This window comes from Streptomyces sp. NPDC004629, from assembly GCF_042873595.1.
Lineage (GTDB): Bacteria > Actinomycetota > Actinomycetes > Streptomycetales > Streptomycetaceae > Streptomyces.
On the sequence record NZ_JBIALO010000053.1, the window covers coordinates 17,056 to 31,789 of the forward strand.

General features: G+C 72.2%; 14 protein-coding genes. 3 read left to right on the forward strand and 11 right to left on the reverse strand.

Annotated elements, in window-relative coordinates; genetic code table 11:
* Nucleotides 1-161 precede the first annotated feature (161 nt).
* The 7 genes from truB to rimP form a co-directional block, all read right to left on the reverse strand.
* Entirely contained in the window at nucleotides 162-1,067 is a 906-nt protein-coding gene (truB, locus tag ACFYTE_RS40410) for a tRNA pseudouridine(55) synthase TruB (RefSeq protein ID WP_388721966.1), read from the reverse strand.
* Nucleotides 1,064-1,516: a 30S ribosome-binding factor RbfA gene (gene rbfA, locus ACFYTE_RS40415; RefSeq protein WP_388721968.1), complete on the reverse strand. Its 453-nt coding sequence runs from the start codon at nucleotides 1,514-1,516 to the stop codon at nucleotides 1,064-1,066. The genes truB and rbfA overlap by 4 nt, the downstream gene beginning before the upstream one ends.
* Nucleotides 1,517-1,555: 39 nt before the next feature.
* Nucleotides 1,556-1,849: a DUF503 domain-containing protein gene (locus ACFYTE_RS40420; protein ID WP_121895592.1), complete on the reverse strand. Its 294-nt coding sequence runs from the start codon at nucleotides 1,847-1,849 to the stop codon at nucleotides 1,556-1,558.
* Nucleotides 1,850-2,169: 320 nt separating this feature from the next.
* Nucleotides 2,170-5,295, reverse strand: coding sequence for a translation initiation factor IF-2 (gene infB, locus ACFYTE_RS40425; RefSeq protein ID WP_388721970.1), 3,126 nt, complete (start codon nucleotides 5,293-5,295; stop codon nucleotides 2,170-2,172).
* A 164-nt stretch (nucleotides 5,296-5,459) separates the two neighbouring features.
* Nucleotides 5,460-5,741, reverse strand: coding sequence for a YlxR family protein (locus ACFYTE_RS40430; protein WP_388721972.1), 282 nt, complete (start codon nucleotides 5,739-5,741; stop codon nucleotides 5,460-5,462).
* Nucleotides 5,742-5,854: 113 nt separating this feature from the next.
* Nucleotides 5,855-6,841 carry a transcription termination factor NusA gene (gene nusA, locus ACFYTE_RS40435; protein WP_388721974.1) on the reverse strand — a complete coding sequence of 329 codons (987 nt, stop codon included), beginning with the start codon at nucleotides 6,839-6,841 and terminating at the stop codon, nucleotides 5,855-5,857.
* Between the two features lie 2 nt (nucleotides 6,842-6,843).
* Entirely contained in the window at nucleotides 6,844-7,380 is a 537-nt protein-coding gene (gene rimP, locus ACFYTE_RS40440) for a ribosome maturation factor RimP (RefSeq protein WP_388721976.1), read from the reverse strand.
* A gap of 195 nt (nucleotides 7,381-7,575) precedes the next feature.
* Between rimP and ACFYTE_RS40445 the strand changes: the two genes are divergently transcribed.
* From ACFYTE_RS40445 to ACFYTE_RS40455, 3 genes are read left to right on the forward strand one after another with little or no spacing between them, the layout of a single operon-like run.
* Nucleotides 7,576-8,097, forward strand: coding sequence for a hypothetical protein (locus ACFYTE_RS40445; RefSeq protein WP_388721978.1), 522 nt, complete (start codon nucleotides 7,576-7,578; stop codon nucleotides 8,095-8,097).
* Between the two features lie 60 nt (nucleotides 8,098-8,157).
* A complete protein-coding gene (locus ACFYTE_RS40450) occupies nucleotides 8,158-8,634 on the forward strand; it encodes a ferritin-like domain-containing protein (RefSeq protein ID WP_388721980.1) in 477 nt (158 codons plus the stop codon).
* Between the two features lie 31 nt (nucleotides 8,635-8,665).
* Nucleotides 8,666-9,568 carry an aminoglycoside phosphotransferase family protein gene (locus ACFYTE_RS40455; protein WP_388721982.1) on the forward strand — a complete coding sequence of 301 codons (903 nt, stop codon included), beginning with the start codon at nucleotides 8,666-8,668 and terminating at the stop codon, nucleotides 9,566-9,568.
* Nucleotides 9,569-10,117: 549 nt separating this feature from the next.
* Here ACFYTE_RS40455 and ACFYTE_RS40460 read toward each other — a convergent pair.
* From ACFYTE_RS40460 to ACFYTE_RS40475, 4 genes are all read right to left on the reverse strand, one after another.
* Nucleotides 10,118-11,821, reverse strand: a complete 1,704-nt coding sequence (locus ACFYTE_RS40460) for a proline--tRNA ligase (RefSeq protein ID WP_388721984.1) — start codon at nucleotides 11,819-11,821, stop codon at nucleotides 10,118-10,120.
* Between the two features lie 41 nt (nucleotides 11,822-11,862).
* Nucleotides 11,863-12,432 (reverse strand): GNAT family N-acetyltransferase, encoded by a 570-nt coding sequence (locus ACFYTE_RS40465; RefSeq protein WP_388721986.1) that lies wholly within the window; start codon nucleotides 12,430-12,432, stop codon nucleotides 11,863-11,865.
* A gap of 194 nt (nucleotides 12,433-12,626) precedes the next feature.
* Nucleotides 12,627-13,475: a GNAT family N-acetyltransferase gene (locus ACFYTE_RS40470; RefSeq protein WP_388721988.1), complete on the reverse strand. Its 849-nt coding sequence runs from the start codon at nucleotides 13,473-13,475 to the stop codon at nucleotides 12,627-12,629.
* Between the two features lie 551 nt (nucleotides 13,476-14,026).
* The coding region (locus ACFYTE_RS40475) for a flavodoxin-dependent (E)-4-hydroxy-3-methylbut-2-enyl-diphosphate synthase (protein ID WP_388721990.1) at nucleotides 14,027-14,734 on the reverse strand (708 nt) is incomplete at its 5' end.

Below are 14,734 nucleotides of genomic sequence, written 5' to 3' on the forward strand. Positions count from 1 at the left end.
CGCCCCCTTGCGCTCCCCCGGTTCACTCCGAGCGCCTGCCCGGCCGGGTGAATGGGCGGGGACGGCTGGATAACCCTAGGGGTGGGGGAACCGAGGGGGAACCGTGGAGCGGCGGCAGTGGCACCCCGTGCCCCGCCGCTCCACGGGGCCGGACGAAGCCGTCAGGCGAAGACTGCCAGGCTCTTCGCCTTGCCCTTGTGTTCCTCGACGAGCGCGAGGAAGCGGCCCTCGGGGTCGAACACCGCGATGGGGCCGCGGCCCGCGTACACGTCGGGCATCTCCAGCCGTACGCCGTTGAGAAGCAGCCTGGCCCGCTTGGCATCCACGTCCCAGCGTGGGAAGGCGGCCGCGGCGGCCTGAGCGATCGGCATCACGGTCAGCTCCTGCTGGAGCTGGTCCAGGGTCCGCGCCGACTCCAGTCGGTACGGTCCGACGCGGGTGCGGCGCAGCGCGGTGAGGTGACCGCCCACGCCCAGATCGGCGCCCAGGTCGCGGGCGAGGGCGCGGATGTAGGTGCCGGAGGAGCAGACGACCGAGACCACCAGGTCGAGCACCGGGGTGCCGTCCTCGGCGACGGCGTCCCGGACGTCGTACACCGCGAAGGAGGAGATGGTGACCGGCCGGGCGGGGATCTCGAAGTCCTCGCCCTCGCGGGCCCGTTTGTAGGAGCGCACTCCGTCGATCTTGATGGCGCTGACCTTGGACGGCACCTGCATGATGTCGCCGGACAGCTTGGCGATACCGGCGTCGATGGCGTCGCGGGAGACCCTGGAGGCGTCGATGGCGGCGGTGATCTCGCCCTCGGCGTCGTCGGTGAGCGTCGTCTGACCGAGCCGGACGGTGCCCAGGTATTCCTTCTCCGTCAGGGCGAGGTGCCCGAGGAGCTTCGTCGCCTTCTCGACGCCGAGGACGAGCACGCCGGTCGCCATCGGATCGAGGGTGCCCGCGTGCCCGACGCGGCGCGTCCGCGCGATCCCGCGCATCTTGGCGACCACGTCGTGCGAAGTGAAGCCCGACGGCTTGTCGACGATGACGAGGCCGTCGGGCGTGGTGTGCTTGCTGGTCATTCGCCGGCGACGTCCGTCTCGTCGTCCGATTCGGGCTTGCGGTACGGGTCCGCCTCACCGGCGTACGCCGCGCCCGCTGACGCCTCGCGCACCTTCGCGTCGGAGGCGCGCGCCCGGTCGAGGAGGTCCTCGATGTTCCGGGCGGTGTCCGGCAGGGCGTCCGCGACGAAGGTGAGCGTCGGCGTGAACTTCACGCCGGCGGCCCGGCCGACCTCGGAGCGCAGGATGCCCTTGGCGCTCTCCAGTCCGGCCGCGGCGGCCTGCCGCTCCTCGTCGTCGCCGTACACCGTGTAGAAGACGGTCGCCTCCCGCAGGTCTCCGGTGACCCTGGTGTCCGTGATGGTGACGTGCGAGCCGAGCCGCGGGTCCTTGATCCCGCGCTGCAGCTTCTGGGCCACCACCTCCCGGATGAGGTCCGCCAGCCTTTTCGCCCGCGCGTTGTCGGCCACTGGTCCGTCTCCCGTTCTTTCTTCTTCTGCGTTCTGTGGTCAGTCGTCGTCGCCGTGGAAGCGCCGCCGTACCGACAGCAGCTCCACTTCGGGGCGGCCGGCGACCAGCCGTTCGCACCGGTCGAGTACGTCGCTCAAGTGCCCCGCGTCGCCGGAGACCATCGCGAGGCCGATCAGGGCCCGGCGATGGAGGTCCAGATGATCCACCTCGGCCGCGCTCACCGCGTACTTGCGCTGCAGTTCGGCGACGATCGGGCGGACGACGGAGCGCTTCTCCTTCAGCGACCGTACGTCGCCGAGGAGGAGGTCGAAGGACAGCGTCCCCACGTACATGTGTGTCTCCGGATGACCCGCCGGTACGGGATCGATGGCCCTGCCCTCGGGATCGGGAGGGACATCAAGAACGGTACCGCGTGCCTGCCGGCGGCTCGACGGGGTTTTCGCGGTGCCGTCTGCTGCGGTTACCGCCCGGGGGCTCCGCCCCCAGACCCCCCGGTTTTCTGCCCACCCACCCGCCCGAATCGGTGGGTCGAGCCGCTACCCCCGCGGGGCTCCGCCCCCGACCCCACAGGCCCGCCGAGTCGGGTCGGTGGGAAAGGGCGCCGGCCGGCGGAACCTACGTCCCGCCGGCCGGCTTCAAGCCCGGCCGGAGCCTATGCCCGCGGCTTCTCCCGCATCTCGTACGTCGCGATGACGTCGTCGACCTTGATGTCGTTGAAGTTGCCGAGGTTGATACCGCCCTCGAACCCTTCACGGATCTCGGTGACGTCGTCCTTGAAGCGACGCAGGCCGTCGATGGTGAGGTTCTCCGCGACGACCTTGCCGTCGCGCAGCAGGCGCGCCTTGGTGTTGCGCTTGACCTCGCCCGAGCGGATGAGCACACCGGCGATGTTGCCCAGCTTGGACGACTTGAAGACCTCGCGGATCTCCGCCGTGCCCAGCTCGACCTCTTCGAACTCCGGCTTGAGCATGCCCTTGAGGGCCGCCTCGATCTCCTCGATCGCCTGGTAGATGACCGAGTAGTACCGGACGTCCACGCCCTCGCGCTCGGCCATCTGCTGCGCACGGCCTGCCGCGCGCACGTTGAAACCGATCACGATGGCGTCGGAGCCCATCGCCAGGTCGATGTCGGACTCCGTGACCGCACCGACGCCGCGGTGCAGGACGCGGATGTCGACCTCTTCGCCGACGTCCAGCTGGAGCAGCGAGGACTCCAGTGCCTCGACGGATCCGGAAGCGTCACCCTTGATGATCAGGTTCAGCTGCTGGACCTCGCCGGCCTTCAGCACCTTGTCCAGGTCCTCCAGGGACACACGGCGCGTGCGCTTCGCGAAGGCCGCGTTGCGCTCGCGAGCGGCGCGCTTCTCCGCGATCTGGCGGGCCGTACGGTCCTCGTCGACCACGAGGAAGTTGTCGCCTGCGCCCGGGACGTTGGTCAGACCCAGGACCTGGACCGGCGTGGACGGGCCGGCCTCGGCGACGTTGTTGCCGTTGTCGTCGAGCATGGCCCGGACACGGCCGTAGGCGTCGCCGACGACCATCGTGTCGCCCACGCGGAGCGTGCCTCGCTGGACGAGGACCGTCGACACGGCACCACGGCCGCGGTCGAGCCGGGACTCGATCGAGATGCCCTGTGCGTCCTGGTTCGGGTTGGCCCGCAGGTCCAGGGCGGCGTCGGCGGTCAGCACGACCGCCTCCAGCAGGCTGTCGATGTGCAGACCCTGCTTGGCGGAGATGTCGACGAACATCGTTTCGCCGCCGTACTCCTCGGCCACCAGGCCGTACTCGGTCAGCTGACCGCGCACCTTGGTCGGGTCCGCGCCCTCGACGTCGATCTTGTTGACCGCGACCACGATCGGCACGTCGGCCGCCTTGGCGTGGTTCAGGGCCTCGACCGTCTGCGGCATCACACCGTCGTTGGCCGCGACCACGAGGATCGCGATGTCCGTCGACTTCGCACCGCGGGCACGCATGGCGGTGAACGCCTCGTGACCCGGGGTGTCGATGAAGGTGATCGCCCGCTCTTCGCCGTTGACCTCGGTCGCGACCTGGTAGGCACCGATGTGCTGGGTGATGCCGCCGGCCTCGCCCGCGATGACGTTCGTCTTGCGGATGGCGTCGAGGAGTCGGGTCTTTCCGTGGTCGACGTGACCCATGACGGTGACGACCGGCGGGCGGACCACCAGGTCCTCCTCGGAGCCCTCGTCCTCGCCGAACTCGATGTCGAAGGACTCCAGGAGCTCGCGGTCCTCCTCCTCGGGGCTGACGATCTGAACCGTGTAGTTCATCTCGCCGGCGAGGAGTTGCAGGGTCTCGTCGGAGACGGACTGCGTCGCGGTGACCATCTCGCCCAGGTTCATCATGACCGCGACGAGCGACGCCGGGTTGGCGTTGATCTTCTCCGCGAAGTCCGTGAGCGACGCGCCGCGGGAGAGACGGATGCTCTCGCCGTTGCCGCGCGGCAGCATCACGCCGCCGACGCTCGGGGCCTGCATGGCCTCGTACTCCTGGCGCCGCTGCCGCTTCGACTTGCGGCCACGGCGCGCGGGACCACCGGGACGACCGAAGGCGCCCTGCGTGCCGCCACGGCCACCGGGGCCGCCGGGACGACCGCCGAAGCCGGGACGGCCACCGCCGCCGGCGCCGCCGAAGCCGCCACCGCCGCCGCCACCGCCGGGACGGCCGGCGAAGCCGCCACCGCCGCCGGGACGACCGCCGCCGCCACCGCCGGGACGGCCGGCGAAGCCGCCGCCACCGCCGGGACGACCGCCGCCGCCACCGCCGGGACGGCCGGCACCTGCCGGGCCGCGACCGCCGCCGGGGCCCGGACGCGGACCGGCAGCGGGACGCTGCGGCATCATGCCGGGGTTCGGACGCGGACCGCCGGGACCGCCACCGGGACGCGGACCGCCCTGCGGGCGGGGCATACCGGCCGGGCTGGGCCGACCGGAGGAACCGGAGTGACCACCGGGACCCTGCGGACGCGGACCGCCGCCCTGGGCGCCGGGCGCCTGCGGACGGGGGCCGCCGCCGGGGCCGCCGGGGCCCGGACGCGAGCCCTGCGGACGGGGCGCCTGCGGGCGCGCCATGCCGGTGGAGCCACCGGAGGTGAAGGGGTTGTTGCCCGGTCGCGGACCGGCCGGACGGGCGCCGGGACGCCCTTGACCGCCGGAGCGCGGGGCACCCTGGCCCTGACGGCCCTGACCCTGGCCCTGGCCGCCCGGACGGCCACCGGGCTTGGGGGCGCCGGGACGGGCACCGGGACGCGGACCCTGGGCGGCCGGGGCCGGAGCCGGGGCCGACGGCGGAGCGGTGAACTCCGGCGTGGTGGGCGCCGCGGGGGCCGGACGGGGCGCGGGCTTCGGGCCCGGGCGCGGTCCGGGGGCCGACGGGGCCGACGGGGCCGACGGCTGCTGGGCCGACGGCTGTTGGACCGCGGGCTGCTGAGCCGCGGGCTGCTGTGCCGCGGGCGGCCTGGGGGCGGCCGGCTTCGGTGCAGCCGGACGCTCCCCCACTGCCCTGGCGGCGTGGGAGTTGCCCCCGGCCTGCGCCGGGCTCGGCGCGCCGGGCTTGGGGGCGGCCTTGCGCGGGGCGGGCTTGGCGGCGGACCTGCCGTTGCCACCGCCCTGGAAGGCGTCGGTCAGCTTACGTACTACGGGCGCCTCGATCGTCGAGGACGCCGAACGGACGAATTCACCGAGTTCCTGGAGCTTGGCCATGACGACCTTGCTCTCCACACCGAACTCCTTGGCGAGTTCGTAGACCCGGACCTTAGCCACTTCGCTCCTTTGAGGTCCGGGTTGCGGCCGGACCGTCGCTAGTTCATGGGCGTACTCATCGCGTACTCATCGAGTGCTCATCGCAATCTCGACCTGCTTTCGACTCGCGAGGTACCAGACCGCACGGGGTTTCGTACGGCACCGTCTTTCCTTGCCGTGTTGCCTCAGCAACTGTGTGTCTGCTCGACGTACCGGCGCAACGCCATTACGTCGAGCGGTCCCGGGACGCGGAGCGCCCGCGGAAACACCCGGCGGCGTACCGCCTGATCGAGACAGACCGGGACGGGGTGCACATAAGCACCCCGGCCGGGCAGCGTACCGCGAGGATCGGGGACGCAGGCGTCCTCGACCGCCACGATGCGCAACAGTTCGATCTTGACCGCTCGCTGCCTGCACCCCACACAGGTGCGCTCTGGGCATGCGCGGGCTCGCGTCCGGCCAGACACTGCTCAGTCTACCTCCCCGCACCGACCTCACCCCTTCGGGGTAAAGATCGAACGGTTGTTGTCGTGTTCCAAGCGACGTGCGGCTTGGATCTATTCCCCCCGACCGGGTCAGCTCACTCGGGCGACTGCTCGGTGTCGGGACGGATGTCGATGCGCCAGCCCGTGAGCCGGGCGGCGAGCCGGGCGTTCTGTCCCTCTTTGCCGATCGCCAGTGACAGCTGGTAGTCGGGCACGGTCACCCGGGCGGACCGGGCCGCCATGTCCACGACGTCCACCTTGGAGACCCGCGCGGGCGACAGCGCGTTCGCCACCATCTCCGCCGGGTCGTCCGACCAGTCCACGATGTCGATCTTCTCGCCGTTCAGCTCGCCCATCACATTGCGCACCCGGCCGCCCATGGGGCCGATGCAGGCGCCCTTGGCGTTCAGACCCGGACGGGTGGAGCGGACGGCGATCTTGGTGCGGTGACCGGCCTCACGGGCGATCGCGGCGATCTCCACGGACCCGTCGGCGATCTCCGGCACCTCCAGCGCGAAGAGCTTCTTCACCAGATTGGGGTGGGTGCGCGAGAGGGTGACCGACGGCCCGCGGACGCCCTTGGCCACCCGGACGACGTACGAACGCAACCGCGTGCCGTGCGGGTAGGTCTCGCCGGGGACCTGCTCCTGCACCGGCAGGATGGCCTCCAGCTTGCCGATGTCGACGAGCACGTTCTTCGGGTCGCGGCCCTGCTGCACCACGCCGGTGACGATGTCGCCCTCGCGGCCCGCGTACTCGCCGAGCGTCGCGTCGTCCTCCGCGTCCCGCAGGCGTTGCAGGATGACCTGCTTGGCGGTGGTGGCGGCGATCCGGCCGAAACCGGACGGGGTGTCGTCGAACTCGCGGGGCTCCTGGCCCTCTTCGAGGTCCTCGGGGTCCTCCTTCGCCCACACGGTCACATGCCCGGTCTCCCGGTTGAGCTCCACGCGCGCGTGTCGGCGGCTTCCCTCGGTGCGGTGGTAGGCGATGAGGAGGGCCGACTCGATCGCCTCGACCAGCAGGTCGAAGGAGATCTCCTTCTCCCGTACCAAGCCCCGCAGGGCGCTCATGTCGATGTCCACGGCTACGCCTCCTCTTCCTTCTTGTCGTTTTCCTTCTTGTCGTTCGTGGCGGACTGCTCGCTGTCCTTGCGGCTGAACTCGACCTGCACGCGCGCCTTGGCGATGTCCGGGAAGGCGAGTCTGCGCGCGGTCGGCCTGCGGCCCTTGACACCGGGCACCTCAAGGTCGAGGCCCTCCTCGTCCACCGCGAGGACCCGGGCCACCAGTTCGCCGCCCTCGTGGAGCTGGAACTTCACCAGACGGTCCGTGGCACGCACGTAGTGGCGGTGTTCGGTCAGGGCGCGCTCCGCTCCCGGGGTACCCACCTCCAGGTCGTACGCGCCCGCGCCCATCGCGTCCGTCTCGTCGAGCTTCGCCGAGAGCACGCGGCTCACATCGGCGATCCGGTCCAGATCCGCACCGGTGTCGGAGTCGACGACAACACGCAGCACCCGCTTGCGTCCTACGGAGTCCACGGCGATCTCTTCGAGATCGAGGCCCTGCGAGGTGACGAGCGGTTCCAGCAGTTCTCGCAGCCTCTCGCTCTGGGTGGTGCTCATCCGGGTGACTCCTCGGCCGCGTGTGCTGTTGTGGGATGGGTCGCGTGTCTGGTCAAAGGGTATCCGGTCGTGGGGGGTGTTGCCGTCCACCTGCGCACGAGCGGTGCCGATGACCGGCGCCCGGAAGGCACGCGGGTACGGTGATCACGAGCCTGCCCCCTTCTCGTCGTACGAGTTCCCCCGAGGACGTCTGCCGTGCCCCTCTCCCCGCCCTCGCGCGCCCTGTCGGGGCCGCGGAGAAGAACCCTGCTCGCCTCGGCCGCCGGAACGGTGCTCCTCGTGGGCTGCTCCGGCGGGGACGGGGATTCCGGCACCGCCGACGACGGTCCGTCGGCCGCCGACCGGACACGCGTGCGTGCCGCCCGGGACAGCCGGGAACTGGCGGCGGGGTACGACGCCGTGCTCGCCGCGCATCCGGCGCTGGCACGGCGGTTGCGGCCGCTGCGGGCCGAGGTCGTGGCGCACGCGGCGGCGTTCGAGGAAGGGACGCCGGCCCCGTCGCCGTCCCCGTCCGCCTCCCCGTCCCCGTCCGCCACCGCGGCGGTCCCGGCACGTGCCACGGAGGCACTGGCCGGGCTCGCCCTCGCCGAACGCGAGCTGGCCGACCGGCGCGCCGAGGCGCTGCTTGAGGTCCCGGGCGAGCTGGCGCGGCTGCTGGCATCGGCGGCGGCGGCCGGGGCGGCACACGCCTATCTGCTGGCGGACGACGGCAAGTGAGCGGAACGACTGAGCGGGAGCGCCCGGCTCGCCGGGCAGCGCGTTGAAGGAGGGCTCCGGGTGAGCGAGGCGCAGGACGGCTGGCTGACGGCACTACAGGCGGCGCTGGCCGCCGAGCACGCGGCCGTGTACGGGTACGGGGTGGTCGGCGGGCGGATCGCCGCGGGGCGCCGGGCAGAGGCGCGGGCGGCGTGGGACGCGCACCGGGCGCGGCGGGACGCGCTGGCGCGCGAGGTGCGCGACCGGGGCGGTGAGCCGGTCGCGGCGAGCGCCGCCTACGCGCTGCCGTTCCCGGTGCCGGACTCGGCCGCCGCGCTGCGGCTCGCCGCCGAGTTGGAGGAGCGGGTCGCCGGTGTCTACTCCGACCTGGTGCGGGCGGTCTCGGGCCGGCAGCGCGGCTCGGCCGCGGCGGCGCTGCGGGAAGCAGCGGTGCGCGCGGTGCGCTGGCGCGGGGAGAGCGTAGCCTTCCCTGGTCTCGCCGAACGGGTCGGCGAGACGACCGGGAGCGGCCGGGCTCCGGCGACGCGGACGCCGTAGCCCCGTACAGCAGGAAGGGAACGACTCGCGCATGTCTTTCGAACCGCCGCGCCGCCTGGTGCGCGCGCTCGGTGAGACGGCACCGGACGGTGACGACTGGTTGGAGAAGCTGCCCGAGGCGGCCCGGCAGGCCGTTGCTCTGCGCGAGTTGACCGTGGAGCGGGTGCAGGTGCCGGGCGGGCGCAGCAGCCTGGTGCTGCTGGTGCGGCGGGCGGACGGGTACCCGGCCGTGCTGAAACTGGCGCCGCGCCGGGCCAGGCCGGAGAGCGAGCGGGCGGCGCTCGCGCACTGGGGCGGGCTGGGCGCCGTCCAGTTGCTTGAGCCCTTCGTGACGGAGGGCGAGCTGCTGCTGGAGCGGCTGCACCCGGATGTGTCGGTGCGCTCGCTGCCGGAGGCGCGGGCGTTGCTGGAGGCGGCCGGGACGCTGCGACGGCTGTGGGTCGAGCCGCCCGGCGGTGCGGCCGGGCACCCGTTCGAGACGGTGGCCGAGCGGACCGGGCGGCAGGCGGCGGCGATGCGGGCCGGGGCGGACGCCGAGGTGCTGCCGCTGGTCGACGCGGCGCTCACGGCCCGCGGGGAACTGCTCGCGGCGCCGCCCGAGCACCGGCTGCTGCACGGCACGTTCCGGCAGAGCAAGGTGCTCGCCGGGGAGCGGATGCCGTGGCTCGCGGTGGGGCCGGACCCGGTGGTCGGCGAGTGCGCCTTCGACCTGGCCCGGCTGGTCCGGGACCGGGTGGAGGACCTGATCGCCGCCCCGTCGGGCTCGGCGACCACCCGCCGCCGGGTGAAGCGGCTCGCCGAGGCACTGGACGTCGACCAGGACCGCCTGCGGGGCTGGACCCTGTTCCGCGCGGTGGAATCCGCCCTGCGGTCCCGCCGAGCGGGCCGCACCAAAGACACCGAACTCCTCCTGGAGTTCGCGACCTGGCTGTAGGACCGACCCCCGGGGGCCGAACCGGGCCAGGGGCGCACCGGGTTCCGGCCCTGGCCACCACCGACACCCTCCCGACCGGTCTCAGCCACCCTCCCCAGCGGCCTTCCGCGACAGCCCGCGAAAGGAATCGCACAGTGCCGGTCCGGACGGGACCTCAGGGCGTCCGCCCCGAGAGATTCCGCAGCCCCGGGCCGGAACCCGCGGTCACCTCGGACGGAGACTCCCTGACTCCCCACAGGGATTCCGCCACGGCCCCTCCGGACGAGTTGTCGAGGCGGACGCCTCCCAAGAGATCCCCCACCCCCACTCGGCTGGGAGCCCCTGGCCCCCCGGTGCCGGTCCGGACGGGCTTTCAGGGTGTCTGGCCGGGCGAGAGCCCGGCGGCCGCGGTCGTCTCGGGCGGGTGCTTGGGGGCCGGCCCGGGGAGGAGCGGGGCCCCGGCCGGAAGGCCGGGGTGTCGGTCGGAAGGCCGGGGTGTCGGTCGGAAGGCCGGGGTGTCGGTCGGGATCGCCTGTGTGGCGGAAGGATTCCGCTGTGACGCCGGAGGGGTCAGTGGGCTGTCAGGCGGGTGATCGCCTCGGGGATGGTCAGGTCCTCGCGGTGGCCGGTCCTGCGGTCCTTCAGTTCGAGGACGCCCTCGCCCGCGCGGCGGCCCACCACCAGGATGCGGGGTACGCCGATCAGCTCGGAGTCCGTGAACTTCACGCCCGGTGAGACCCCGGCCCGGTCGTCGACCAGGACGCGGAGGCCGGCGGCGGCCAGCTTCTCGGAGACGTCGAGCGCCACCTCGGTCTGCAGGGCCTTGCCCGCGGCCACCACGTGCACGTCCGCCGGGGCGACCTCCGCGGGCCAGCACAGGCCCTGCTCGTCGGCGGTCTGCTCGGCGAGGGCGGCGACCGCGCGGGAGACGCCGATGCCGTAGGAGCCCATGGTCACCCGGACCGGCTTGCCGTTCTGGCCGAGGACGTCGAGCTTGAGGGCGTCGGCGTACTTGCGGCCCAGCTGGAAGATGTGGCCGATCTCGATGGCGCGGTCCAGCTTGAGGCCGGTGCCGCAGTTCGGGCACGGGTCGCCCTCCTGCACCACGACGACGTCGACGTACTCGTCCACCTCGAAGTCACGGCCGGCGACCACGTTCCTGGCGTGCACGTGCTCCTTGTTGGCGCCCGTGATCCACGCAGTGCCCGGCGCCACCCGCGGGTCGGCGAGGTACTTCACCTTCTCCAGGCCCTGCGGTCCGACATAGCCGCGGACCAGGTCGGGACGGCCCGTGAAGTCCTCGGCGGTGACCAACTCGACGGCGGCCGGGGCGAAGTGCGCCTCGACCTTGTCCATGTCGACCTCGCGGTCGCCGGGTACGCCCACGGCGACGATCTCGCCGTCGACCTTGACCAGGAGATTCTTAAGGGTGGCGGACGCCGGGACGCCGAGGGAGGCGGCCAGGGTCTCGATGGTCGGGGTGTCCGGGGTGGGGATCTCCTCGGCCGCGGGCACCAAGGAGCCGTCCACCGGCTTGAGTTCGTAGCTGATCGCCTCGGTGTTGGCCGCGAAGTCGCAGTTCGGGCAGTCCGCGAAGGTGTCCTCGCCGGCCCCGGCCGGGGCCAGGAACTCCTCGGACTTGGAGCCGCCCATGGCGCCCGCGGTGGCGGCGCAGATGCGGTAGTCGAGGCCGAGCCGGTCAAAGATCCGCTGGTAGGCCTGCCGGTGCAGGGCGTAGGACCGCGCGAGGCCGTCGTCGTCCAGGTCGAAGGAGTACGAGTCCTTCATCAGGAACTCGCGCCCGCGCAGGATGCCCGCGCGCGGCCGGGCCTCGTCGCGGTACTTGCTCTGGATCTGGTAGAGGATGACCGGCAGGTCCTTGTAGGAGGACGCCTGGTCCTTCACCAGCAGGGTGAAGATCTCCTCGTGGGTCGGCCCGAGCAGATAGTCGCCGCCCTTGCGGTCCTGGAGACGGAACAGCTCGGGGCCGTACTCGTCCCAGCGGCCGGTCGCCTCGTACGGCTCGCGCGGCAGCAGCGCGGGCAGCAGCACCTCCTGGGCACCGATCGCGTCCATCTCCTCACGGACGATGCGCTCCACATTGGCGAGGACCCGCTTGCCGAGCGGCAGCCAGGACCACACGCCGGCGGCGGTGCGGCGCACATAGCCGGCGCGGACGAGCAGCTTGTGGCTGAGGACCTCGGCGTCCGCCGGGTCGTCACGCAGCGTCTTGGCCATCAACTGGGACATGCGCTGGACCGGTGCGTTCGCCATCGTTCTCGTACTCCTGCCGGGGAAGGGTGATGGCTAGGAGGTTAGCCGGGCGGCTGCCGTGGCCGGAAATCCATTCCCGGCCGGAGGCGCCGCAGGGGCAGCGGCGCCCCCATGACCGCGTACGGTCTGGGCGCGCTGGGGAACAGGACCTGGCGGGCCAGGTCCCGGTAGCCGAGGGAGTGGTACAGGCCGCGGGCCGGGCTGTCGGTGTCGATGGCGGAGAGGATCGAGCGGGGTTCGGCGGCTCCGTCGGTGATGGTGATGATCAGGGCACGGCCGATGCCCCGGTTCTGGTACTGCGGGTGGACATGCAGCTCGGTGATCACGAAGGAGTCGTCGAGCCACTGGTCGTGGCCCTGCGCCCGCAGATACGGCTCCACGACGGTGGACCACCAGTGCGTGCGGTCGTTGGGCATGCCGTACACGAATCCGACGAGCCGGCCCGCGACGGTCGCGCCGAAGGCACGCGCGCCCGGGTAGGTCATGTGGCGCAGGACGATGTGACGGCGCACGGCGATCTCTTCGGCGCCGAGCCCGAAGGCGACGGCCTGGACGGCTAGGGCCTCGTCGACGTGGGCGGAGAGGTCCAAGGGGCCGATCACGAGGTCCATGGCCCGGAGCCTACAGGGGTGTTTCGGATGTCCGGAGGGCCCGTGCGTCGCTTGTGGCCGAGAGGCGGCCCCGCGTGGCTCGGGAACGCCACATAGGGCGCAGCCGACTCAGGGGGCACAGGGGCTCAACTGGCTGGGTGGGCCCTGCCGGCTCAGCCGGCTCACCCGCGTCGACCCCCTGGGTAGCGGCCGGTTCAGAACAGCACGCTCATGAACGCGCCGACCTCCCGGAAGCCCACCCGCAGATAGGTGCGCCTGGCCGGGGTGTTGAAGTCGTTGACGTACAGGCTCGCCACGGGGGCCACGTCCGCCAGCGCGTAGCGCAGCACCGCCGCCATGCCGGGGGCGGCGCGACCCCGCCCCCGGTACTCGGGGGCCACCCAGACGCCCTGGATCTGGCAGGCACGGTCGGTCGCCGCGCCGATCTCCGCCTTGAACACGACCCTGCCGTTCTCGTCGAGCCGGGCGAAGGAGCGGCCGGAGCCGACGAGTTCGGCGACCCGGGCCTGGTAGAGCAGTCCGCCGTCGCCGGCCAGCGGGGAGACGCCGACCTCCTCGGTGAACATCGCCACGCACGCCGGCATGATCGTCTCCATCTCGTCCTTGCGGATGCGGCGGACGTAGGGGTCCGGGGCGATGTCGACGGGCAGCCGGTCGGTGACCATCAGCGGCTGGTGGGCGCGGACCTCGCGGGCCGGGCCCCAGTGCGGTTCGAGGAGGCGCCACAGCTGGGCGGTGGGTCCGGCGGGGCCGACGATGGAGGAGCAGCGGCGGCCGGCCCGGCGGGCCCGGTCGGCGAAGGCGCGCACGGCCCTCGGGGTGGCGCAGATCGGCACCAGGTTGGCGCCCGCGTAGCACAGGGAGGTCAGCATGCCGTCCTCGTACCAGCCCCACATCTCCCCGCCGAGCCGCCACGGATCGAGGCCCGCCACCTGCACCCGGGACGTCACGAAGGCGTTCGCGACGGGCTCGCGGTCGAGGACGGCGAGCGCGGCGTCCAGGTCGCTCGGTTCGAGCACCCGTGAGGTGGTCTGGGTCAACACGTGCGGGGCCTCACCCTGGGGGTTCTGCTGATCTCCGCACTGTACCCGCCGAATTTGTGCCGCGCCGCCCCACGGGGACGGTGCGGTGGGGGCGGTCGGCCGGCGCGAGTGACGGGACGGCCCTGGCCGACCTGGATCTTGTCGATACGCAGGTGCGGGTGGGTACGGGCACGGTCTGCGCGGAGCGTCGTGGCCACGGCGAGCCTGATCGAGGGCGTAACTCGCCGCCAGAAACACCCTTGTCGGCGCTGTGAGCGGTGAAGTCGCCGTCGGTCACGGCGGGTTCGCCCGCGGTGGTGGCCGTTGTCGCGGCCGCGGATCTGGTCGCCGGTGCTGCGAGGGGGGGGTGACGTGGAGGTACTGGGTGGTGCCGGCGTGTGCACGGCTGACGGTGCCGCGGCCGTACCCGCCGCCGTTCCAACGGCCCGGCCGCGGACCGCCGTTCATGAATCCGCCGCCCCGAACCCCGTGCGGGGACTCCCAGCTGGGCGGGAGGTGGTCCTCCATGGGGGGCGGCGCCACGGCGAGCGACCGGGCGCTCGGGGCGGGCGTCAGCCGGCGACCGACACCGACGGTTCGCCGGAGGCCACGCCCTCGGACTCCATCTGCTCGGCGATCTTCATCGCCTCCTCGATGAGGGTCTCGACAATCTTCGACTCGGGCACCGTCTTGATCACCTCACCCTTCACGAAGATCTGCCCCTTGCCATTACCCGACGCCACACCCAGATCCGCCTCCCGGGCCTCACCCGGACCGTTGACCACACAACCCATCACCGCGACCCGCAACGGCACCTCCATCCCCGTCAGACCCGCCGTGACCTCCTCCGCCAACTTGTACACATCCACCTGCGCACGCCCGCACGACGGACACGAGACGATCTCCAGACCACGCTGCCGCAGATTCAACGACTCCAGAATCTGGATACCGACCTTGATCTCCTCCACCGGCGGAGCCGACAACGACACCCGGATCGTGTCACCGATCCCCTGCGACAGCAGCGCACCGAACGCCACCGCCGACTTCACCGTCCCCTGGAACGCCGGACCCGCCTCCGTCACACCCAGATGCAACGGATAATCACACCTCTCCGCCAACTGCCGGTACGCCTCGATCATCACCACCGGATCGTTGTGCTTCACCGAGATCTTGATGTCCCGAAAGCCATGCTCCTCGAACAACGACGCCTCCCACAGCGCCGACTCCACCAGCGCCTCCGGCGTCGCCTTCCCGTACTTCTGCAGCAACCGCCGGTCCAA

Coding starts and splice junctions, on each gene's coding strand:
- truB (WP_388721966.1), bottom strand. CDS start 1,067: ATGACCAGCAAGCACACCACGCCCGACGGCCTCGTCATCGTCGACAAG.
- ACFYTE_RS40420 (WP_121895592.1), bottom strand. CDS start 1,849: ATGTACGTGGGGACGCTGTCCTTCGACCTCCTCCTCGGCGACGTACGG.
- rimP (WP_388721976.1), bottom strand. CDS start 7,380: ATGAGCACCACCCAGAGCGAGAGGCTGCGAGAACTGCTGGAACCGCTC.
- ACFYTE_RS40455 (WP_388721982.1), top strand. CDS start 8,666: ATGTCTTTCGAACCGCCGCGCCGCCTGGTGCGCGCGCTCGGTGAGACG.
- ACFYTE_RS40460 (WP_388721984.1), bottom strand. CDS start 11,821: ATGGCGAACGCACCGGTCCAGCGCATGTCCCAGTTGATGGCCAAGACG.
- ACFYTE_RS40465 (WP_388721986.1), bottom strand. CDS start 12,432: ATGGACCTCGTGATCGGCCCCTTGGACCTCTCCGCCCACGTCGACGAG.